Source organism: Mesorhizobium sp. M0598, assembly GCF_040320865.1.
Taxonomy (GTDB): Bacteria; Pseudomonadota; Alphaproteobacteria; order Rhizobiales; family Rhizobiaceae; genus Mesorhizobium.
Map to the genome: position 1 here is coordinate 43,098 of NZ_JAMYQL010000011.1, position 19,605 is coordinate 62,702.

The following is a 19,605-nucleotide window of genomic DNA, read 5'->3' on the forward strand; positions in this document are numbered from 1 at the left end:
AAGAGTCTCAAATGCGCCTCATCTTTGTATTGCCGCTTCTCGCATCTCTCGCGTCGTCGACCGTTTTGGCGGAGGAGGTCTATCACAACGTGGCCAGCCAAGATTCATTGGCTCGCGCCGACATACTCGGCCGCATGATGAACGCGCTGACGAGACACAAAGAATTTGACGACAAGTGCGACTTGGTTCCGCTGATAGACATGAAGGCATTCGAAAATTACTACAAGAAGCTGACTTGGAGCCTTAGTCCTTCAGACCTCGCGCTGGTACAAAAGCACTACTCCGACGCACAAACCACTTGGAGCACCAAAGGCGGCGGGGTACCCGGAACAGAGTGCGATGACCTCAGCTATGAAATTCTAGATTTAGATATTGGAACCCCGAATCCCCGCGACGAGATGCTAAGTCTACTCAATGCGGCGCCGCGTGGCAGTTCACAGTACAAAATCTATGCAGCGGCGGTGGCATGGGGTGGATATCTCCAAGCGTTCATCACTTGCCCCGATTACTCTGTCAGTTCGAACGCTGTGGAGAAAATGCAAAAAAATAATATGGATGAGTTTCGAGTCCCGTACCTGTTGGCAAGGATGGCCGCCGTTAAAGCCCCTCCTGATTGTCAAGATATAGAGCCTTTGGCGCGTGATGGCGGTGTGTATCGCCCTAGAAGCAAGTGAGAAGTCCATCGATTACGCACTCTATCGTTAGTACGTGCGCCGCGCACCATACCGGCAACCCAGGTGCGGAGAGCGCGTTGACGTATCATCGTCCCGCCGATACGGATCGGGACAATCGATCGCAAAGGTTTTTTTCAGCATGGTGCATTACGCGGACGGGCGGCCGATCGGCGATCTGACGCTCAGGACGCTGGCCATGCCTTCCGACGCCAATGCGGCAGGCGACATTTTTGGCGGCTGGGTGATGGCGCAGATGGATCTCGCCTGCGGCATCCGCGCCGCCGAGCGCGCCAAGGGCCGCGTGGTGACGGCGGCGGTGAAGGAAATGTCCTTCGCCAAGCCGATGAAGATCGGCGACACGCTGTGCATCTATACGCATGTCGAACGCGTCGGCCGCACCTCGGTGACGCTCAAGGTCGAGGCCTGGGCGCAGCGCTATCTCTCCGACCTGATGGAGAAGGTCACCCATGCCGACTTCGTCATGGTGGCGCTGGACGGCGAAGGCAAGCCGAAGGCGGTTCCGGCCGAAGGCTGACCCGGCCTGATTCCAGAAGACGGATTTAAACAGCCGTCTCTCCCGCGCGGGGGATGCGGACAGCGATACCGCGTGGTCTTTGGCTAACGGGTTCCCGCATGCGCGCCTGCAGCGCGACCGACGGGATCTTGGGAGGAAAGACAATGCGTCAACACATGCTGAACGCTGCCCTGGCGGGTGCCTTTGCAGCCTTGCTCTGCCTGTCGTCCGCAAGCGCTTTAGCCGAGGTCAAAAAAGGCGATCCAGGCGCCACCTGCACGTCGGAAAACCGCACCATCAACGGGCAAGCGGCCAAGTGCGAGATCTGCTCGGCGACGAAATGCGACACCAGCGGCACGACGGTGAGCAATTGCCGCAAGGAGACGACCACGACCTGCACGATTGGCGGCAGGGTGGTCAGTCCCAACCCGAAATGGAACCGGATCGAGAAGCTGCCGAAGAGCAAGATGCAGTTACAGCAGTAGCGCTCATCCGGAGGCTCCCGGGCAGGTTCAAACCCTTGCAGCACAAGGGTTCAGCTGTGCATGGCGTCGAACTTCTCGCGCGCCGCCTTGACGCGCTCGGTGTTCTTGCGTGCCCATTCGCCGAGCGCATCGACCGGCACCAGCAGTTCGTAGCCAAGATCGGTCAATTCGTAGTCGACCCGCGGCGGGATGGTCGGGAACACGGTGCGTGTAACGAAGCCGTCGCGCTCGAGCCCGCGCAAGGTCGTGGTCAGCATCTTTTGCGAAATGCCGCCGACCGCGCTGCGCAACTCGTTGAAACGCAGCGGCCCGTTGCCAAGCTTGCCAACGACGAGCACCGTCCATTTGTCGCCGACGCGCTGCAGGATTTCCGAGATGGCGCGGCAGTCCTCGGTGCGGTGCGGGTGCCTTGGTAACAAAAAAGTGCCTCCTTGCACATTGAGCGGCCAGTTACTCATATAGCTCAGGTATCTAAATGATACCAGTATTCCCGTAAGGAGAGCCCCTCTATGTCAAAACCCAAAATTGCCATCGTCATTGGTTCGACCCGCGCCGCGCGCTTTGCCGACGTCCCGGCCGAATGGATTGCCAAGATCGCCAAGTCGCACGCCGACATCGACGTCGAAGTCGTCGACCTGCGCGATTTCCCGCTGCCGTTCTTCGATGAGGTCGCATCCTCCGCCTGGGCGCCGTCGCAGAACGAAGTGGCGCAGCGCTGGCAAAAGAAGGTCGCCGGATTCGACGGCTTCATCTTCACCGCCGCCGAATACAATCATGGCCCGACGGCCGTGCTGAAGAACGCCATCGACTACGCCGCCAACGAGTGGAACAAGAAGCCGGCCGGCTTCGTCGGCTATGGCAGCGTCGGTGGCGCGCGCGCGGTCGAGCAGCTGAGGCTGCATGCGGTCGAGTTGCAGATGGCGCCGGTGAAGTCCGCCGTACACATCTCCTGGGCCGATTTCCTTGCGGTCAAGCAAGGCGACAAGAAGCTCGATGAGTTCGAGCACCTCAACCAGGCGGCAACCGCGCTGGTCAACGACATTGCATGGTGGGCCAGGGTGCTGAAGACGGCGCGTCAGGCCGATGCCGTCGCCGAGGAAGTCAAGGCGGCCTGAGCACAGGTTCGAACAGTCCTCCCAAGGATTAATTCTCCCAAGCATTGGGGCGGCGCATGCGCCGCCCCTTTTGTTTACACGGCATGGGCGTCCTGCGCTTGCCGTGGTCTGATGATGCAATCGGCAAGGCGGTCCATCTCATTCAGCTCGTCGGCGTGATGCTGGCCCCACTGGCAAAGTGCCAGCAGGATCGGTTCGAGGCTGAGGCCGAGCCGCGTCGCCGAATATTCGACGCGCGAAGGTATCTCGGCAAAGATCTCGCGGCGGACGAGGCCGTGCTCTTCCATTTCGCGAAGCTGCTGGATCAGCACTTTCTGGGTGATATCGGGCATCAGCGCCTGCAGCGCCGACAGCCGCCGGGGCGCGTCGAAGAGATGGTACAGGATGACCGCCTTCCAGCGCCCCGAAATCACTTTCAGCGCGCGCTCCGCCGGCAGCATCGGCAGTCTCTTGATCGGCTTGGCCATGGTCACCTCCCGGTCAGCAGCGGACAAATTGGTGTGTAGTCGAAGCCAGGCAGATAGTGGCAAACAGCGGCCGATGCCAACAGCTATCGGTGCATGCGATGAGAGCCATTCAACTGAGCCGCTTCGGCGGGCCCGACGTTCTCGACATAGTCACGGTGCCGAAGCCTGAGCCGCAAGCCGGCGAGGTCCTGGTCCGCGTTCATGCGGCCGGGGTGAATTTCTTCGAAGTGCTGATGCGCGCGGATCGCTATGCGGTGACGCCGCAACTGCCGATGATCCCTGGCGTCGAGGCCGCCGGGATCGTGGAGGCGCTTGGGCAGGGGGTGGACGCTTCCTTGCTCGGCACGCGCGTCGCCGCGCCGTTGTTCGCCTCGAGCCGCCCGTTTGGCGGCTATGCCGAGTATGTGACGATCGACGCAAGCCTGGCCGTGCCCTTGCCGGATTCGCTCTCGTTCGAAAACGCGACGGCATTGATGGTGCAAGGACTGACGGCATTGTATCTATCGTGGCAAAGCCCGCCCGCCCGCAGATCGGTGCTGGTCGCCGCTGCCGCGGGCGGCGTCGGTTCGTTGCTCGTCCAGCTTGCCAAGCGCGCCGGCGCAGGCCGTGTCATCGCGGCAGCCGGCAGCAAGGCCAAGCTCGACCTTGCTTTGTCGCTGGGAGCCGATGCTGCCGTCGACTACAGCAACACGGATTGGCCGGTGCACGTCCGGGCGGCGACAGACGGCGCCGGCGTTGACATCATCTACGACATTGTCGGCGGCCCGCTGACGGCGGTTGCGCTGGAGGCTCTGGCACCTCGCGGAGAGTTGGTGTTTGCAGCACTCGGCAGATACGCGCTCGGCGCCCCGGAGATGGAGGCGATGATCGGCCGCAACCAGTCGCTGAAGGGTTTTGCCCTGCTGCCGTTGCTGTCTACGGACGGGCTCCGTGACGGCCTTTTGGAGCTGTTCGATCTGGCCGCTGGTGGTCAGCTTGTGGTGACCAAAGGTGGCCGCTTCCCGCTCGACCAGGCCAGCCACGCACATCGCCTGCTGGAGGAGCGCGGCGCGACCGGCAAAGTTGTCTTGATACCTTAGTAGGTGCTCGGCGAGGAGCCGAGGATCCGGGCTTGTGCCGTTCCGGCCGTCAGCGAACCCGGTAGAACGGATTAGGCAGCAGGAACAGCTTCTCGGCATGCCCGCCGAACAGGTCGGATGGCTGGTCACCGACGTTGGCAATTATTGTGTAGCCGGCCTTTTCGATTTCGGCCCTTATGGGTGCCTTGAAATCTGCGGCGGAGCCGTATTTGGCCCCAGGCTGGACCATGTAAAGGTGCTCGTAGCCGGCATAGCCGGCCGACTGCAGGTTCTGTTCGGTTGCCTGACGCTGGTCCTCCGGACGTCCGGTGATGAAGAACACCGCGACTTTCGCCGTTCGTGCCTGCCGGAAAACCTCCAGCACCGGGTCGATCGCCGGATCCTTCGCAAGCTGATCCCAGGCGGCCCAGCCGCAGGGACCGTCGATTGCAATGTCGCAGGCGCCGCCGATCGGGCGGCCGAAATTGTCACGTGTGATCACTTCCCAGTTGGCCAAAGCCGTCTCGTCGATATCGAGCACCAGTGCGGGGCGAGGCACCTCCATTGCGCGCTTGACGACCCAGTCGCCGGCCTGCTTCGCCACAGTGGCCAGGTCGCGGTCATAGTCGCCGGAATCATGATAATTGGCGGCCGCCAGCATCGCATCGCCGACATTGGCTGGCTGGGACGGGCTTGTGAGAAGGAGCGAGTCGGAACGCGCCGGCCCAGGAACATTTGTGCCGATCATCAGCCCGATTGCACCGGCACGCGCAATTCTATTCCAGCCAATCGCCCGCATCACGAGACTTTGCTGTCACGAGAAGTCGGCTGTCAAGCGAGGTCTTCCACAGGTAGTGTCTCAGTTTGAAATTTGAAATATGCGAAAGCGCCTATCACGGTTTGCCCGCATAGGCGACAGCGCCTATATGCTTAGCGGAAAGCATAGGGGCGACAAGTGGCCTACACTGTCATCTGGTATGGAAGACAGGGCATCATCGATAAGGTGATCTTCGACGCCGAGAAGGCGGCCAAAGACCACGCTACCTCCATGTTCCAGACCCGAAAGGGCGACGATGGAATCGTGTCCGTTGAAGTTCGTAAGGACAACGGCGCTGTCGTTTTTAGCCATGCGGAGAACTAGAAATGCCTACCGGACCTAAAGGCCAGAAACGCCCCGCCGACGTGATCGGCAACGCCGTCCGCGTCATGCGCATCGCGACAGGCGAGGAAGCCGACGATGTGATTGACGACGGCAAAGACCCTGCCGCGAAAGCTCTTGGTGCCAAGGGCGGAAAGAAGCGCGCCGAGAACATGACGCCAGAGCGTCGCGCCGAGATCGCGCGTAAGGCCGCTGCAAGCCGTTGGAAAAAGTAGGACTACTGGTAGGAGTCCTTTTCTTCGTCCGTCATCGGTTCATGTGATGCTTGCTGCGCGGCGGTACTGGCGCGGCGCTGCATCTTCCGAATGAACAGCTTCAAATGATCCTCTAGATCGGCAAAGCTTGCTGACGACAAGTTCTCAGGGAAAACTATCGTCACGTCGCCTTCGTCAAGGGTGATCACTTCCTTTCGGGTGCCGGGATTGGCTTCGACGGTGCCGGCCCGTCGAGCCGCCTCTAGAAGCCATGACTGCTTGCGTGTCGTTTCTGGCGCGGGAGTCTCTTCGACCTGCACGTCTATTTCCTCATCCGAACCTTGTTCCGGGGGATTATAACTCCCCACCGAATCCGGTACAAGCCGCAAAGTTCCGAGGTAAGCCTTTATGGCTTTCGCGACGGCATCAGGGGCAAATCCCCGTTTAGCAAGCCAGTATCGCAGATTGGGTTCGCTGGGCATGCCTGGCATCTCCTTTCGGATTTCCCGGAATAGAGCCGGACGCCATGCAAGGCGTTCCAGTGCGTCGCGCCTATCCGGCGACGCAGGTGGGGCCATCAATGCGGCAACGGCATCGTCGGTGAGGCGGAGTTCGTCGCCGCTGCCTTCCAGTAGGCCGTAGGCCCTAAGGACACCGATCTTTCCCAGCGCCGGGCCGCTCAGTCCCTCATGCCCAAGATGTTGCGCAACGACGATCTGGGGAACCTTGTTCCGGTGGTCTTTTTCGTAAAGCGTGCGGGCCATCGCTAGCGCCGCTGTCAAATCGGTGTTCGGATAGTTCGGGCTGCGCACCTTTGCCATTGTCGTTCTCCTGTTTTGTTATCGACCTTATCTCTCATCTAAAGAGAAAAATCAAGAGAAGAACGCTAACTGCTAACTCAGTAGGGGGCTTGCGCGGCGGCGAGAAGGCGACTACCATGCAAGAATCATAAGGAGGATGTCATGTCCAGAAGAGTGCGGGGCCAAAGCGTGACGCCGACCGGCGGCTGCGGCCCTTCCAAATAGAAAAGCCGCTGCGCGATCCCTGGCAGGAAACGCAGCGGCTTTAGGTCGGCAACATCGGGCGGGCGGCTTTCGGGCCGTCCGCTTCGCGCTCGTAGCTCAGTTGGATAGAGCTGGAGTTTCGTAGCTTCCCGGTCGCAGGTTCGAGTCCTGTCGAGCGCTCCACCAAATCACTACGGCTGTCGCTACTTAACATAGTGACAGCCGTTTGTGAACTGGCGAGCCACTGGTTGATGGGCACTTTGAGGCATGGGAGTACGGACCCGTCCACCCTGACCTCTACCAGCGCCTTAAGATATTTGGCGCAGACCGGGTGGACAATATTTTCTACGGGATTGGCGATTAAACCCGGGCCCTGAGAGGGCGATCCTAGACGAGGCTTGCAGGGATCTTGGAAAATTGGGGCCGGGGCGGCTCGTTAATGCCACGCATCGGAAAGATGGCGCGTGGGCTAAGAATTACATTCCTGGGATGCGCCATTGCGTAATCCCGAATGCGGATATCTTGAACGAGTATCGGGAACTGGACAATGGGGAGTGAAGCCGACCCGCCAGTGGTCGGCAAAGGCTTTGGCGCTCTGGTATCGTCCGAGCCATCACCCAAAGACAAACAAATTGAAGAATTGCAGGCGAAGCTTGCGCATGAACGCGACGCTCGGGTTGAAGAACGATTTGTCTTCATCGTCATAGCCGTGATGTTGCTGGACGTTGTTTTCTTCACGCTCATGCCGACGTTCGGCGGGCCAATCGCACTGTTGATTTTGGAACTGCTCGTCCTGATTCCGCTGGCCAAGAGAATGGGGATGGAAGAGATCGCTACCATCCTCGGGCGCGTCCTTGACCGCATGGTCGCCAAAGGCGGGGACGGCTAAATTTCAAACTGAGACACTACCCTTCCACAGGTCCTCGAGACTGCGACGCTGAATTGGACATTCCAGATGCCGAATGTCTCTATGGGTGGTGCAACACGATTTCCGCCGTCGCGGTCTTTCCCTCCGACAGGTGACGCACCGCCGAAACCGCCAGCAGAAGTGCGTCACCCGAAATCATAGCCACCGCGGCCTTGGCCGTGTCCTACGCCGCCTGAACGATCTCGACCAGTTCAACGTCGAACACCAGATCCCGTCCAGCCAACGGATGATTGCCGTCGAGCTTGACGCTGGTGTCGTCCACGCCGACGACTGTTACCGGCATCGGGCGCCCTTCTGAGGTTCTGACCTGCAATCGAGTGCCGATATCAACGTTGATGTTGTCTGGCACGCGGGCGCGATCGACGGTCATGACCGCTTCGGGGCGGTGGGGGCCATAGGCGGCCTCGGCGGGAACAGTCACGGTGCTTTTCGCGCCCACCTCCATGCCCTCGACATGGGTTTCAAGACCAGGGATCACTTGTCCTTCACCCAGCGTGAATTGCAGCGGTTCGTTGCCGGAAGAATCGAATTGGGTGCCGTCTGCCAGGCGTCCATTGTAATTGATGCGCACGGTGTCGCCATTCTTGGCCTGTGTCATGATAGCCATCCTTTGAAAGTTTCGAGGGGCCGGCCAAAGCTCACGGTCCCGTCCTCGATCATCCACGCACTTAGGTGCGCGGCGCGAAACGCTAAAACTAGGGACCTGGCTGCCGATGTAAACCCCGATTGAGCGACGCCGGCATGACCCGCCGGCGTTCGTCGCCTTCGGCAGCAGTGCACCGGACTAGCGGTCATGCCGGCTCAACCCATTCAGGCGGCGTGCAAATGGCGGCTAGATCAGGTTATGGCCGCCATCGATGCGGATCGTCTCGCCGGTGGTGAAGTCGCTTTCCATGAGGTAGAGGTAGGCGGCGGCGACGTCCGCAGCGGTCGGAATTTTTCTCGATGGCAACCGGGCAGCCATGTCCGCAAAGAAGCTGGATTTGGCTTCTCCAACAATGTCCCACATCGGTGTGTCGACCCATCCGGGCGACACGACATTGACGCGCGTCGGGGCCAGTTCGAGCGCCAGGGCGCGGGCGAAGTAGCTGAATGAACCGGCAATCGCGGAGACGACCGAGCCTCCCGGCACCGGCGGCCGATCCTTATTTATTCCCGAGGTGAAGGTCATCGAGCCGCCGGCTTTCAGGGTGCGCACAGCGTGCTTGGAGAGCAAGACGGCGCCAATCAGCTTGTTATCGACGAAGCCTCGCACAGCCTCCATGTCGGTACTGCCGATGGGATCGCCGGGCGGCAGTGTTCCGGCGGTCGATACGAGGTGATCGAAGGGACCGACCTCGTCGAACAGGCGAGCGACGTCCGCTTCGTCGGTCATGTCGGCGACCACGCTTGTCACGCGGCCCGCATTGAGCGTCCGTTCGGCAGCCAGCAGTTTCTCGGGCGAGCGTCCGACGATCACGACCTTCGCTCCGCCGTTGAGAGCAGCTTCCGCGACGCCGAGACCGATGCCGGAACTACCGCCGACGACGATGACTTTCCTGTCCACGAGCGATGTCATGAGGGTTCTCCGTTCGTTGCGATTGCGGTGGGAGAGTCAGGCCTTGCCGGCATAGGCGGCTTCGAGCTCGGCGATGATGATCTTGCGCATCCCATACATCGCCTGCCGGACGCGGTTGGCCTTTTCGCGGTCCGGATCGGCACTGAGCCGCGGCAGGATTTCCGGGATGACCTGCCAGTAGACGCCGTATCTGTCGGTGAGCCAGCCGCAGGGTTGTGCCCTGCCGCCGCCGGCGGTGAGCGCCTCATAGTAGTAGTCGGTCTCGGCCTGGTCCCTGGTCTCGATGTAGAGCGAGAGCCGCTCGTTGAAGGGCGGCTGCGGCCCGGCATTGAGCGCAGTAAGGTGCAGTCCTTCGAGCTCGAAATCGAAGGTGGCATGCGGGACCGTCTTGTTGGTTCCGGACACCCAGTCGGTGTATTCGATGGTCTGGAGCGCTTTGCTGTTCTTGAAGACCGAGAGATAGAAATCGCGGGCTTGCTCCGCATCGGTGTTGAACCAGAGGAATGGGTGGATGGTGGCCATGTCCGTTCTCCGTTAATTCCTTGCGACAGCGATCTTTGGCGAAGAGCCTGTCCGCTGTTGCTTTCGATCAGGCTAGCGGTGGTCCGACGGCCGATAGACCGAACCGTCCCAGTCGCGGGCAAACCCGAGGTCTTCGAGCCGGCGGGTCGAGAAGCGTGCAATCTGCCGCCCGGTCCGGCGCCGGCTGCTCGAGGCGAGGATGCGGCCGGCCATGCCGGTCAGGACGTCGACGATGGGTTCAACTCGTTTGGCGTTCATGGTGCTCTCCCACAGTGGCGGCAGTTTTGGTTTCAGCAGTTGCCCCGGGACTTTCGTCAGCGAGAGTATCAGTCACATCAAACTCGCCTTTTGCAGCGGCGGTGAATGACTGATTACGCGAGCAAACATGCCGGCTTCTGGCCTGGACGACAAACGACTTATCGGCGACAATGTGTGAGCGATGCTCACACATAGGTATGATCCATGCCCCGGAAGCTGCCTCCCCTCACCACCTTGCCAAGTTTCGAGGCCGCGGCGCGCCTGTTGAGTTTCTCCAAGGCGGCAGAGGAACTTCATGTCACCCACGGTGCGATCAGCCGGGCGATCAAGAATCTTGAGGATCAGCTCGGTGTGCAGCTGTTCGAGCGCGGTACGCGTTCGGTGAGTCTGAAAGCCGTTGGCGAGCCCTATGCGCGGGCGGTGCGCGAGGCGCTCGCCCAGTTGGCCACCGCCACCGCTGCAGCAACAGCCCGCTATTCGAGCTCGACATTGAACGTCAGCACCTCCGATGGCTTCGCGGGGAGATGGCTGGTGCCGCGCCTCTATCGCTTTCACCGTGCGCATGGCGACGTCGATGTGCGGGTTTCGACAAGCGGGAAGCTGACCAACTTCCTCGGCGACGGCATCGATGTCGCCGTCCGTTATGGCAACGGAAACTATCCGGGGCTCACGTCAGAGTTCCTCACCGGCGAGGAGGTGTTTCCAGTGTGCAGCCCAAAGCTTCTTGAGGGTGCACATCCGCTCCGCACGCCTCAGGACCTCAAACACCACACGCTGATCCGTGACAGCTTTCCGATCGACTGGGCGACCTGGCTGGCAAGCGCCGGGGTCGAGGGCGTGGACCCGCAGAGCGGGATTACCTTTGACTCTGCCACCTTTGCCATGGAGTCGGCCGCACAAGGCGAGGGGGTGGTGCTCGGCCGGACCATGCTCGTTGCGGCCGACCTTGCCGCCGGGCGACTCGTCCGCCCCTTCGGCCACGCCCTGAAATCCCCCTCCAGCTTCTATTTCGTCTACCCGCCGGAGGCGATCCGTCAGCGCAAAGTCAAGGCTTTTCGGGATTGGCTGCTCTCAGAAGTCGCGCCGCAAATTGACTGACGGGAAGGCCGAGAGAACAGGATCGTCTACATCGCGCAGTCACCGTCGGCTCGCCCGAAACGCGGTAACGATCCAGGCACGCGAGTCGAAAAGCACACCGTCCGCGGTCAAATGCGCGTCGAGCAGATCGCGCAACCGCCGCAGCGCCGCATCGACATCCACATCCGCGCGGGCGAGCGGATCCTTGACCAGTTGCAGGCCAAGCAAAGCGTCATAGGCCGCATCGACGTCCTGGCCGTAGAAGACCGGCTCATGCACTTCGGCAAAGTCGACCGAAACAAAACCGGATGCACGCAAGATCTCCGCGGTGATGGCGGGGTCGCCAAGCGAAAACGGGGTGGCGGCGCCCGCCGATATGGCGGTCCCCGGCGCAATCGCCCGCTGAATGGCAGTCGCCCACTCGTTGCGGCCCTCGCACTGCCATACCATCCATGCAAGACGCGCCCCTGGTCGCAACGCCCGGCCGATGTTGGCGAACGCCGCCGCCGGGTCGGCAAAGAACATCACTCCAAATCGACTAATGCACAGATCGAAGCCGGCAGGCGGAAATACCAGCAATTGCGCATCGCCGCGCTCAAAGGCGACGTTTCGCAATCCCTCTTTCGCGCTACACTTCCGGGCGATCTCGAGCATCTCGGCCGATACGTCCACGCCGAGCACGCTGCCTTCCACCGCGACACGGGCAGCATCACGAGAGGATTGTCCCGAACCGCATCCGATATCGAGCACGCGATCGCGCGTTCCCACCTTGACCGCAGCCCTGAAGACCTCGTTGTGCCGTCGCAGTTCGGCGTCGTAAAACGCAGCGCAGTTCAGCACCATCGCACGCCTGCCTGGAGATGATGGGCCGGCAGCATTTCCGGCCGCTCTGCCCTGATCTTTTCGCGTCGGGCCACCCCCGAACTGTCAGCCGCGCCGCGCCGCCTCGATCGCTGCAACGTCGATTTTCTTCATCTCCATCATCGCCTCGAATGCGCGCTTTGCTTCATCGCCGCCGGCGGCCATCGCTTCGGTCAGCACGCGCGGCGTGATTTGCCAGGAGATGCCCCATTTGTCCTTGCACCAGCCGCAGGCACTTTCCTGGCCGCCATTGCCGACGATGGCGTTCCAATAGCGGTCGGTCTCCTGCTGATCGTCGGTGGCGATCTGGAAGGAGAAGGCTTCGTTGTGTTTAAACGCGGGCCCGCCATTGAGGCCGAGACAGGGGATGCCGGCGACCGTGAACTCGACCGTCAGCACGTCGCCTGCCTTGCCGGACGGGTAGTCGCTGGGAGCGCGGTGGACGGATTTCACCGAACTGTCGGGAAAAATCTCGGAATAGAAGCGGGCCGCAGCCTCGGCGTCCTTGTCGTACCAAAGGCAGATCGTGTTCTTGGCGATTGTCATTGCTGGTCCCTTTGCTTTCGAAATCAATCTGGGCTTTTGAAATCAACCCGGGTTTTTCACAGCTGGCCTCGGCGTTGCACCGGACATGGAAATGCGCTCGTGCCATCGACGTTCCGACAGCAGCAGCTGCCCGGAATCAAGGTACCACGGCTGGTGCTTTCAGGACCAGATGCGGGCAGTGACTCGAACCGGCGATGGTCCGCCTGGTCCGACCGGCGGCCTCACTCTTTGCGTAGGGCAGCGCCGCTTTGCTCAAGGTCGCGCTGGCTTTCCGTTGGCGCGCCGTTGCCTCAGAAGGCGCATGAGCAAGTTCCGTCTGTCCTTGCGCGGGACGAGTTCGATATCGCTGACAAGTTTTGCGCCGCCCTTGTGCCGCTCCAATGTGATCTTGCGGCTGTGGAAGGCCTCCAGCTCGGCGCGGTGCGCTACGCTTATGATGGTGACCTTCGGCAATTCGCGAATAATCATCTCCATCATCTTGTCCTGGCTCTTCTCGTCGAGTGCCGACGTTGCCTCGTCCAGCACGATGATATCGGGGCGGTGCAGCAGAAGACGCGCGAAGGCGAGGCGCTGCTTTTCGCCACCCGACAAGGTCTGGTCCCATGGCGCGTCCTCCTCGATCCGGTCGTTGAGGTAGTCGAGTCCCACCTTGTCGAGGGCAGCCTTGATCTTATCCAGCGTCCAGTTGTCGGCGGCGCCTGGATAGGCGACAGCGCGGCGAAGCGTCCCGGTCGGGATGTAGGGCCGTTGCGGCAACATGAACAACCGTCTGTCGGCGCGGATGTTGACGCTGCCGCTACCCCATGGCCACAGACCCGCGACGGCCCGCACCAGCGTACTCTTGCCCGAGCCGGATTCGCCGGCGACGAGCACCCGCTCGCCTGGTTCGATCACGACCTCGGTTTCCTTGACCACGGCGGTGCCGTCGTCGAGCGACACGGAGAGATTGTTCAGGCTGAGCATCGCATTGCCGCCGGTCTCGCCGCGCTTTATGCGTCCCAGCGTGTTGCTCTGTTCCGCCCGCTCGAGCCCGTCGAGCGACATCATCAGCGAGGCGATGCGCCGTGCACAGGCGTTCCAATCGGCGAGACGGGGATAGTTGTCGACCAGCCATCCGAACGCGCCCTGCACGATGGCAAAGGCCGAGGCAGCCTGCATGACCTGTCCAAGTGTCATGCTGCCTTCGAGGAACTTTGGAGCGCAAAGCAAGACCGGCACGACAGGCGCAAACAGGCTCGACCCCTGAGACACCAGCGCCGTGCGCATGTGCTGGCCTGCAAGGAGCGCCCATTGCCTGAGCACATGGGCAAATGTCTTGTCCATGCCGCTGCGCTCCTCCTCCTCGCCGCCGAGCAATGCGATGCTCTCGCCGTTTTCCCGCACGCGCGTCAGCGTGTAGCGGAACTCGGCTTCCGCCTGATTTTTTCCCTCGGAGAGGTGGACGAAATGGCGGCCAATGACCGCCATCGAAGTGGACGTGATCGCGGAATAGAGCACTGCGGTGATGACCAGGAAGCCGGGAACGGTGACGGTCGAACCTGCAATCGTCAGGGTCAGGGCGCCGCCGATCGTCCAGAGCACCACGATGAAGGTCGAGGCCGACAGAAATGCGACGATGACACCGGCGATGAAATCGACGGGCGATTCGGTGGCAATCCGCAAATCCTCGGCGATGCGGGCTTCGGGGTTGCTATGATCGCCGCCGACGAGGTTCAGCTGATAGTAGCGGCCGCTTGCGAGCCAGCGCGCGATGACCGCAGTGGTGAGCCAGGAACGCCAGCGGCGCTGTATCCTCATGCGAAAGAAGACTTGCGCCACCACAAGGCTGGCGCTTCCGAGCACGAGTGGCACGAAAACGGCGCTCAGCCAATATACGGTATGGGCATTGCGTTGCTCAATGGCGTCGAAAATTGCGCGATTCCAGACATTGATCCCATACTGGAAGCCGACATTGGTGACGATCAGAACCAACAGCCCGATCGTCAACGGCCAAGCCACCCTGTCGCCACTGCCGCCCCAGTAACCGCGCGCGCTGATCCAGAAGCGCTTAAGCAGGTATCTCTTGCGCGCCCGCTCGGCCTCTTCAGGTGTCAGCTCCGGACCGGGTTCGGTGACATCCGGCGGCGGCGCGGGCTCGCCGACGACCTCGGACGCGACTTCGACAGTCGATTGTTTCTCGTGGCGCGGCTTCTCGGCATAGCGCGATTGGGCGCCGTCAACCGATTTCAGCTTAAATTTAGCCTCGGGCATCCGGCGATAACGGCTTAAAAATCAGAAGGTTTCATAGCGTCCGCTCGAGATCCCAGATGCCAACAACGCCAAGGCTTCTCAGCTGTTCCGGTGCTCGCAGCAGCCTATGGTCGTTCTCGATGACAGGCTTTGATCGTTGCGGGGCAGAATTCGCTTCAGGCTCTCAAGATTTGTCCGCATGCTGCATTCGAAGAGGCTGGACGCAAGCGGCGCGAGAAGTGCCATCGGCCCGAGTCAACAGGATCGAGGAGGAGAGATCATCTCGATTGCGATTGCGAGCATCTGCTGCCCAGCCGGACCGCGCCAGCCCCGAGTTCCGGAACAAGGGTGCGATTTTGCCGTTGAGCCAGAAACTGGAAGCGACCCGCATGTCCGAATTGCCGAATGAAGAGATCGAAGGGCGGCTGAACGCCCAGCGCGAGACTCTGGCGCTGGTCGTTGCGCTGCTTGCCAGCAAGGATACGGCACCCGAGCGAATATGGGCCGAACTGGAGGCCCGTTTTCAGTTTCAGAACAGTCAGGAGGACCCTGGCGTCCTGCCAAGCCGCGCATTCGCCATCGAAGCTGCGAAGATGCGGGAGTTCAAGCTGATCGCCGAAGAGGCGCGGGCGCGCAATGCGGAATGGAACGGCAGGGACAAGCCACAGGGCGCCAGCTGAAACCCCGGAGAGTGGATGCAGGACCAGCTATTTTATGATGACTGAGCAAGCGTCAGCTTTGCTGCAAAAGTGTACGTGCCAACTCTTGCCATTCCTCGTCAAGCGTTAAGGTCGACGGCGCCGCGTTGCTGCGGCGATACCAATATTCCGCATTCGACTGGTCGCCTTCCTTGCGGTGGAGATAGGCATGCACGTGCATGCCCGCCGTATCGTCGCGCTGCTGCGCGCACTCGTGCGCCTTAGCCCAATCGCCCTTTGCATCCCACCACAGCGCCTGCAGGGCAGGGCTCAAGCCGGCTGGCGGCTGTGGTTTCGCAATCGATTCCCTGAAGGCTTGCAGATCCATTTTCCACCTTAGCGACGGTGCAGGCGCCGATAATAACCGCGCCGGCAGCCGACCGCTAGCGCGCATCGGGCGGTATGACCGGAATGGGTGTCGGGAGCGCTGAGCGCGGACGTCCGATAACCGCGCGGCCGGAGGCTTGATTTGATGACGTGCATGAAATAGCGCGCGCCACGACACCATGATGCCTGAGACAACGAGGATGAGTAGCGAGCCGATGACAGCCTCCGACCAGCCGCGCCAATTCTACCACGGCACCCGGGCCGACCTTAAACCGGGAGACCTGATCGAAGCCGGTTACAACTCCAATTACGGGGCGCGAAAGCAGGCAGCCTGGGTCTATCTAACCGGCACTCTGGATGCGGCTATCTGGGGTGCAGAACTGGCCGCCGGTGACGGACGCGAAAGGATCTACATCGTGGAACCAACCGGCCCGGTCATGGACGACCCTAATCTTACGGACAAGAAATTTCCCGGCAATCCGACGCAGTCCTATCGCTGCCGCGAGCCGCTCAGGATCACGGGCGAGGTCACCGAGTGGCAGGGCCACTCCCCCGAGCGGCTGAAAGAGATGAAGGACCATCTCGAACGGCTGAAGGCACAAGGCATCGAGGCAATCGATTGATCGCTGAGCCCTGCGATTGCCAAGCTTGGCTCTGACCTACGGTCGGCGGCAGTCCCCGCGAAATACGGCTCCACGTCCGCAGTGGCTCCGCGAGTTGTCGTTGCTTGCAGGGCTGGAGAGCGGATGCTCCTTTTCATCTCGTCGCGAACGTGATGATCTCTGGGCTCGAAGGGCCAAGTGGGCTGCCGTCAAAGCCGCCGAATTGCTGTTCGATTCGTAGCCCCGCGTTCCCCAGCAGGCTCGATAAGGCGTCCGTCTCGAGGAATCGCAAGGTGCTGCGACTAACTTGCGGAAGGCTCGGATGCTTTCCGCCGAACCTGTGGGTGAATGTCACCGTCTGTCCATCGAACGGCATGATCACCTCTGTTGTGATCTGCACCAGCGACCCGTCAGGCAGCTCAACGACGACCGCATTTTCGGGTGTCCAGTGCTCCCACGCCCGCACCGAAGGGTTCCGCGTTTCGAACGCGAAGCATCCGCCTGGCACAAGGGCGTGTCGGACAGCCGCCATGAAATCCCTCAGGTCTTCGTCGCTGACAAGGGCCTGGAATGCGTGCCCCGTCATCACAATGAGATCAAACTCGGCTGTCCAGCCGGCCGATTGGAGATCGCCGAGAACCCATTCGATATCCGCGCGCGTTCGTGCGCGATTCAACACGCCGGGTGCTGGGTCGATGCCGCAGAGCCGCCCTGAATGTCCGGCCAGGCGTGCCTCGTGAAGGAGGGTGCCCGTTCCACATCCGACATCAAGCACCGCGTCTGCTGTTAGAATGCGGGGCAGGTAGAAATCATAGTCGTCGCGCGCAGATCTCGGGTGCCAGGCATCGTAGACGGCAGCGAGATATGGGTCGGCGAAAAGGTGGTCGACCATAGGCGGTATTCCCAATCAACTTTGACTGTGCGAGCGGTGTCGCCGCGAGCATATAGCCCATAAGTCGCGTCGATCGTTACCGCACGACCTCGCGGTGGCGGCCGGGCAGGCGGGTGGCGATGAGCTTGTCGATGCGGCGGCCGTCGAGGTCGACGACCTCGAAGCGCCAGCCTTGCGCGTCGACGCATTCGCCGGTCGCCGGCAGATGGTGCAAATGCGACAGCACATAGCCGGCGACGGTTTCATAGTCGCGGTTCTCGGGCAGGTCGATGCCGAGGACCTCCGCCATCTCGTCGGCCTGCATGTAGCCGGCGAGCAGCCATGAGCCGTCCTCGCGCTTGACGGCGTTTTCCTCTTCGCCGGCGTCGAGATCCGAACGGAAGACGCCGGTGATCGCTTCCAGAATGTCGGCCGGGGTGACGATGCCTTCGAAATGGCCGTATTCGTCATGCACCAGCGCCATCGGCACGTCGGATTCCTTCAGCGTCGCAAGCACGTCCAGCGCGTCGGCCTGGTCATGCACGATCGGCGCGGTACGCACGTGCCGGCGCGGGTCGAGGGTGCGTCCGCCCAGCATCGCGGCCAGCACGTCGCGGGTCTGGACGACGCCGATCATGGCGTCGACGCCGCCGTCGCCGGCCGGCAGGCGCGAATGCTGGGTGTCCATCAGCAGCTTCCTGATGGCCGCCTCGTCGGATTGCAGATTGATCCAGTCGACTTCGGTGCGCGGCGTCATCACCGCGCGCACGGCACGGTCGCCGAGCCGCATGACGCCGGCGATCATGCGCCGTTCGTCGGATTCGATGGTGCCGTGGTGCTCGGCTTCGGCGACCAGCATCTTGATCTCCTCGTCGGTGACCTTATCCTCGCTCTGGCCGTGCTGGCCAAGCAGCCACAGGAGGGCGCGGCCGGAAAAATCGAGCAGGAAGACCAGCGGCGCCGAAACGCTGGCGAGGATGGTCATCGCCGGAGCGACCCTGACGGCGACCCGTTCGGGGTCGCGCAATGCGATCTGCTTGGGCACCAGTTCGCCGATGACCAGCGAGCCATAGGTGATGATGGCGACGACAATGCCGACACCGAGCGGGTCGGCAAGGCTTTCGCGGACGCCGGCCGACGCCAGGAAGGTGGCCAGCCGCTCGCCGAGCGTGGCGCCGGAAAACGCGCCGGACAGGACGCCGACCAAGGTGATGCCGATCTGCACCGAGGACAGGAATTTTCCCGGATTGGCGCCGAGCGCCAGAGCCCGGCCGGCACCCTTGACGTTGCGGTCGATCATCGCCTTGAGGCGCGCCGGCCGTGACGAGACGATGGCGAGCTCGGACATCGACAGAAGGCCGTTCACACAGATGAGGACGACCACGATGGCAATTTCAGCATAAAGCATGCCGGGTCCATAGCATTGCTGCGCGGTTTTCGAAAATAGGACGGTCGCGCTTTTTGAATTTAGCGAGCCGGGCAATCAGGCGGCACCCCTTCCGCATCCCAGGGCGGCGCGGAAAAATGCTCGATCAGGGCGTCGACGACGACGCGCACCTTTGGCGCGAGATTGCGTGTTACCGGCCAGATGGCATGCACCACGGTGTTTTCGACAAGACAGTCCGACAGAACCATTTCGAGCTCGCCGCGCCTGATGCTGTCGGCCGTCAGCCATGTCGGCAGATAGACGATGCCGCAGCCGGCCAGTACCGCATCGAGCATCGGTTCGCCGTGGCCGAGCACCAGCCGCGCCTTGGGCGCGAATTTTTCGAGACGGCCGTCGACATGCCTGACGGTCCAGGGATGGACCGTGCCGTCGCGGCCGTAGCCGATGAGGCTGTGCCTGGCCAGGTCCTCCATCGATAGCGGCCTGCCATGGCCGTCGAGATAGGCGGGGGCGGCGACGATGGCCGAACGTTGGGCATAGATGCGGCGCGCGGCGATCGACAAGCTGTCGTCGAGGTCGCCCATACGCACCGCCAGGTCGATGCCTTCCTCGATCAGGTCGACGCGCCGGTCGTTGAACGAGATTTCCATAGTCAGATCCGGGAAGCGCTTCGAAATGTCGAACAGCACCGGGGCGACGCATCGCCGGCCGAAGGCCAAAGGCAGGTCGACGCGCAGCCGCCCGGAAGGCACCTGCTTGCGGGAAGCGAGTAGTGACTGGGCGGCTTCGATTTCGGCCAGCGCCCTGACGCAGGCTTCGTAATAGCTCAGACCTTCGCTGGTCGGGCTGAGGCTGCGGGTGGTGCGGTTGAGCAGGCGGACGCCCAATCGCTGTTCCAGCTGCGCGATCGACTTGCCGACCGCCGATTTGGTGACATGCAGCCGTGCGCCAGCGCCGGTGAAGCTGCCGGCCTCCACCGCGTGAGCGAATGCGACGATGCCTTGCAAATTGGCTGATTCCAATGAAGCGCTCCTATTGTAGAGTTTTGCTCCTTAATCTGTTGCAGAACAT

At 61.7% G+C, this 19,605-nt stretch carries 27 protein-coding genes and 1 tRNA gene; 13 read left to right on the forward strand and 15 right to left on the reverse strand.

Annotated features, from left to right (window positions below; genetic code table 11):
• Positions 1-11: 11 nt before the first annotated feature.
• From NKI59_RS15955 to NKI59_RS15965, 3 genes are all read left to right on the forward strand, one after another.
• Positions 12-674 (forward strand): hypothetical protein, encoded by a 663-nt coding sequence (locus NKI59_RS15955; protein ID WP_352567976.1) that lies wholly within the window; start codon positions 12-14, stop codon positions 672-674.
• 139 nt (positions 675-813) lie between these two features.
• Positions 814-1,209, forward strand: coding sequence for an acyl-CoA thioesterase (locus NKI59_RS15960; protein WP_352705292.1), 396 nt, complete (start codon positions 814-816; stop codon positions 1,207-1,209).
• Positions 1,210-1,307: 98 nt separating this feature from the next.
• The gene (locus tag NKI59_RS15965) at positions 1,308-1,673 is read left to right on the forward strand and encodes a hypothetical protein (protein ID WP_352705294.1); all 366 of its coding nucleotides are present in this window, start codon (positions 1,308-1,310) and stop codon (positions 1,671-1,673) included.
• A 50-nt stretch (positions 1,674-1,723) separates the two neighbouring features.
• Here NKI59_RS15965 and NKI59_RS15970 read toward each other — a convergent pair whose 3' ends face one another.
• Positions 1,724-2,092 (reverse strand): winged helix-turn-helix transcriptional regulator, encoded by a 369-nt coding sequence (locus NKI59_RS15970; protein ID WP_023678378.1) that lies wholly within the window; start codon positions 2,090-2,092, stop codon positions 1,724-1,726.
• 90 nt (positions 2,093-2,182) lie between these two features.
• Between NKI59_RS15970 and NKI59_RS15975 the strand changes: the two genes are divergently transcribed.
• Entirely contained in the window at positions 2,183-2,788 is a 606-nt protein-coding gene (locus NKI59_RS15975; RefSeq protein WP_352469781.1) for an NADPH-dependent FMN reductase, read from the forward strand.
• 74 nt (positions 2,789-2,862) lie between these two features.
• Here NKI59_RS15975 and NKI59_RS15980 read toward each other — a convergent pair whose 3' ends face one another.
• A complete protein-coding gene (locus tag NKI59_RS15980) occupies positions 2,863-3,255 on the reverse strand; it encodes a winged helix-turn-helix transcriptional regulator (RefSeq protein WP_352450464.1) in 393 nt (130 codons plus the stop codon).
• A 98-nt stretch (positions 3,256-3,353) separates the two neighbouring features.
• Between NKI59_RS15980 and NKI59_RS15985 the strand changes: the two genes are divergently transcribed.
• Complete coding sequence (locus NKI59_RS15985) at positions 3,354-4,334, forward strand: quinone oxidoreductase family protein (RefSeq protein WP_352705296.1); 981 nt, start codon at positions 3,354-3,356, stop codon at positions 4,332-4,334.
• A gap of 49 nt (positions 4,335-4,383) precedes the next feature.
• On the opposite strand, the gene NKI59_RS15990 is transcribed toward NKI59_RS15985, so the two are convergent.
• Positions 4,384-5,112: an HAD family acid phosphatase gene (locus NKI59_RS15990; RefSeq protein ID WP_352705459.1), complete on the reverse strand. Its 729-nt coding sequence runs from the start codon at positions 5,110-5,112 to the stop codon at positions 4,384-4,386.
• Between the two features lie 156 nt (positions 5,113-5,268).
• On the opposite strand from NKI59_RS15990, the gene NKI59_RS15995 reads away from it, so the two are divergent.
• Together NKI59_RS15995 and NKI59_RS16000 are read left to right on the forward strand one after the other, a co-directional pair.
• Positions 5,269-5,454, forward strand: a complete 186-nt coding sequence (locus NKI59_RS15995; protein ID WP_352637207.1) for a hypothetical protein — start codon at positions 5,269-5,271, stop codon at positions 5,452-5,454.
• 2 nt (positions 5,455-5,456) lie between these two features.
• Positions 5,457-5,687, forward strand: coding sequence for an RNA-binding protein (locus tag NKI59_RS16000; protein ID WP_352637206.1), 231 nt, complete (start codon positions 5,457-5,459; stop codon positions 5,685-5,687).
• Positions 5,688-5,689: 2 nt separating this feature from the next.
• On the opposite strand, the gene NKI59_RS16005 is transcribed toward NKI59_RS16000, so the two are convergent.
• Positions 5,690-6,487, reverse strand: coding sequence for a hypothetical protein (locus tag NKI59_RS16005; protein ID WP_352705298.1), 798 nt, complete (start codon positions 6,485-6,487; stop codon positions 5,690-5,692).
• Positions 6,488-6,776: 289 nt separating this feature from the next.
• On the opposite strand from NKI59_RS16005, the gene NKI59_RS16010 reads away from it, so the two are divergent.
• The 3 genes from NKI59_RS16010 (at position 6,777) to NKI59_RS16020 (ending at position 7,559) form a co-directional block, all read left to right on the forward strand.
• Positions 6,777-6,853, forward strand: a tRNA-Thr gene (locus NKI59_RS16010).
• A 61-nt stretch (positions 6,854-6,914) separates the two neighbouring features.
• The gene (locus NKI59_RS16015; RefSeq protein WP_352705461.1) at positions 6,915-7,034 is read left to right on the forward strand and encodes a Panacea domain-containing protein; all 120 of its coding nucleotides are present in this window, start codon (positions 6,915-6,917) and stop codon (positions 7,032-7,034) included.
• 183 nt (positions 7,035-7,217) lie between these two features.
• Complete coding sequence (locus NKI59_RS16020) at positions 7,218-7,559, forward strand: hypothetical protein (protein WP_352705299.1); 342 nt, start codon at positions 7,218-7,220, stop codon at positions 7,557-7,559.
• A 202-nt stretch (positions 7,560-7,761) separates the two neighbouring features.
• Here the strand turns inward: NKI59_RS16020 and NKI59_RS16025 are convergent, their stop codons facing one another.
• From NKI59_RS16025 to NKI59_RS16040, 4 genes are all read right to left on the reverse strand, one after another.
• Positions 7,762-8,196: an FKBP-type peptidyl-prolyl cis-trans isomerase gene (locus NKI59_RS16025; RefSeq protein ID WP_352456956.1), complete on the reverse strand. Its 435-nt coding sequence runs from the start codon at positions 8,194-8,196 to the stop codon at positions 7,762-7,764.
• A 234-nt stretch (positions 8,197-8,430) separates the two neighbouring features.
• The gene (locus tag NKI59_RS16030; protein WP_352567972.1) at positions 8,431-9,156 is read right to left on the reverse strand and encodes an SDR family oxidoreductase; all 726 of its coding nucleotides are present in this window, start codon (positions 9,154-9,156) and stop codon (positions 8,431-8,433) included.
• 36 nt (positions 9,157-9,192) lie between these two features.
• Positions 9,193-9,678 carry a VOC family protein gene (locus NKI59_RS16035; protein ID WP_352456958.1) on the reverse strand — a complete coding sequence of 162 codons (486 nt, stop codon included), beginning with the start codon at positions 9,676-9,678 and terminating at the stop codon, positions 9,193-9,195.
• Between the two features lie 72 nt (positions 9,679-9,750).
• Complete coding sequence (locus NKI59_RS16040; protein ID WP_352567970.1) at positions 9,751-9,936, reverse strand: DUF1127 domain-containing protein; 186 nt, start codon at positions 9,934-9,936, stop codon at positions 9,751-9,753.
• Positions 9,937-10,140: 204 nt separating this feature from the next.
• Between NKI59_RS16040 and gcvA the strand changes: the two genes are divergently transcribed.
• Positions 10,141-11,034: a transcriptional regulator GcvA gene (gcvA, locus tag NKI59_RS16045; RefSeq protein WP_352705301.1), complete on the forward strand. Its 894-nt coding sequence runs from the start codon at positions 10,141-10,143 to the stop codon at positions 11,032-11,034.
• A 39-nt stretch (positions 11,035-11,073) separates the two neighbouring features.
• Here the strand turns inward: gcvA and NKI59_RS16050 are convergent, their stop codons facing one another.
• The 3 genes from NKI59_RS16050 to NKI59_RS16060 all read right to left on the reverse strand — a co-directional run bounded on the left by NKI59_RS16050 (position 11,074) and on the right by NKI59_RS16060 (position 14,670).
• Entirely contained in the window at positions 11,074-11,856 is a 783-nt protein-coding gene (locus NKI59_RS16050; protein ID WP_352705303.1) for a class I SAM-dependent methyltransferase, read from the reverse strand.
• An 84-nt stretch (positions 11,857-11,940) separates the two neighbouring features.
• Positions 11,941-12,414 (reverse strand): VOC family protein, encoded by a 474-nt coding sequence (locus NKI59_RS16055; protein ID WP_352450557.1) that lies wholly within the window; start codon positions 12,412-12,414, stop codon positions 11,941-11,943.
• A gap of 258 nt (positions 12,415-12,672) precedes the next feature.
• Positions 12,673-14,670: an ABC transporter ATP-binding protein/permease gene (locus NKI59_RS16060; RefSeq protein ID WP_352684355.1), complete on the reverse strand. Its 1,998-nt coding sequence runs from the start codon at positions 14,668-14,670 to the stop codon at positions 12,673-12,675.
• Between the two features lie 368 nt (positions 14,671-15,038).
• Here NKI59_RS16060 and NKI59_RS16065 point away from each other — a divergent pair, with 368 nt between their 5' ends.
• Positions 15,039-15,329, forward strand: a complete 291-nt coding sequence (locus NKI59_RS16065) for a hypothetical protein (protein WP_352684358.1) — start codon at positions 15,039-15,041, stop codon at positions 15,327-15,329.
• A gap of 52 nt (positions 15,330-15,381) precedes the next feature.
• On the opposite strand, the gene NKI59_RS16070 is transcribed toward NKI59_RS16065, so the two are convergent.
• The gene (locus NKI59_RS16070) at positions 15,382-15,675 is read right to left on the reverse strand and encodes a hypothetical protein (protein WP_352541050.1); all 294 of its coding nucleotides are present in this window, start codon (positions 15,673-15,675) and stop codon (positions 15,382-15,384) included.
• Positions 15,676-15,889: 214 nt separating this feature from the next.
• On the opposite strand from NKI59_RS16070, the gene arr reads away from it, so the two are divergent.
• Positions 15,890-16,297 carry an NAD(+)--rifampin ADP-ribosyltransferase gene (gene arr / locus NKI59_RS16075; RefSeq protein ID WP_502901068.1) on the forward strand — a complete coding sequence of 136 codons (408 nt, stop codon included), beginning with the start codon at positions 15,890-15,892 and terminating at the stop codon, positions 16,295-16,297.
• Positions 16,298-16,430: 133 nt separating this feature from the next.
• Here arr and NKI59_RS16080 read toward each other — a convergent pair whose 3' ends face one another.
• The 3 genes from NKI59_RS16080 to NKI59_RS16090 all read right to left on the reverse strand — a co-directional run bounded on the left by NKI59_RS16080 (position 16,431) and on the right by NKI59_RS16090 (position 19,556).
• Positions 16,431-17,168, reverse strand: a complete 738-nt coding sequence (locus NKI59_RS16080) for a class I SAM-dependent DNA methyltransferase (protein ID WP_352684361.1) — start codon at positions 17,166-17,168, stop codon at positions 16,431-16,433.
• Between the two features lie 76 nt (positions 17,169-17,244).
• Positions 17,245-18,555 (reverse strand): hemolysin family protein, encoded by a 1,311-nt coding sequence (locus NKI59_RS16085; RefSeq protein ID WP_352705308.1) that lies wholly within the window; start codon positions 18,553-18,555, stop codon positions 17,245-17,247.
• Positions 18,556-18,614: 59 nt separating this feature from the next.
• On the reverse strand, positions 18,615-19,556 hold the full coding sequence (locus tag NKI59_RS16090; RefSeq protein ID WP_352705310.1) for a LysR family transcriptional regulator: 942 nt from the start codon (positions 19,554-19,556) through the stop codon (positions 18,615-18,617).
• Between the last annotated feature and the right edge of the window lie 49 nt (positions 19,557-19,605).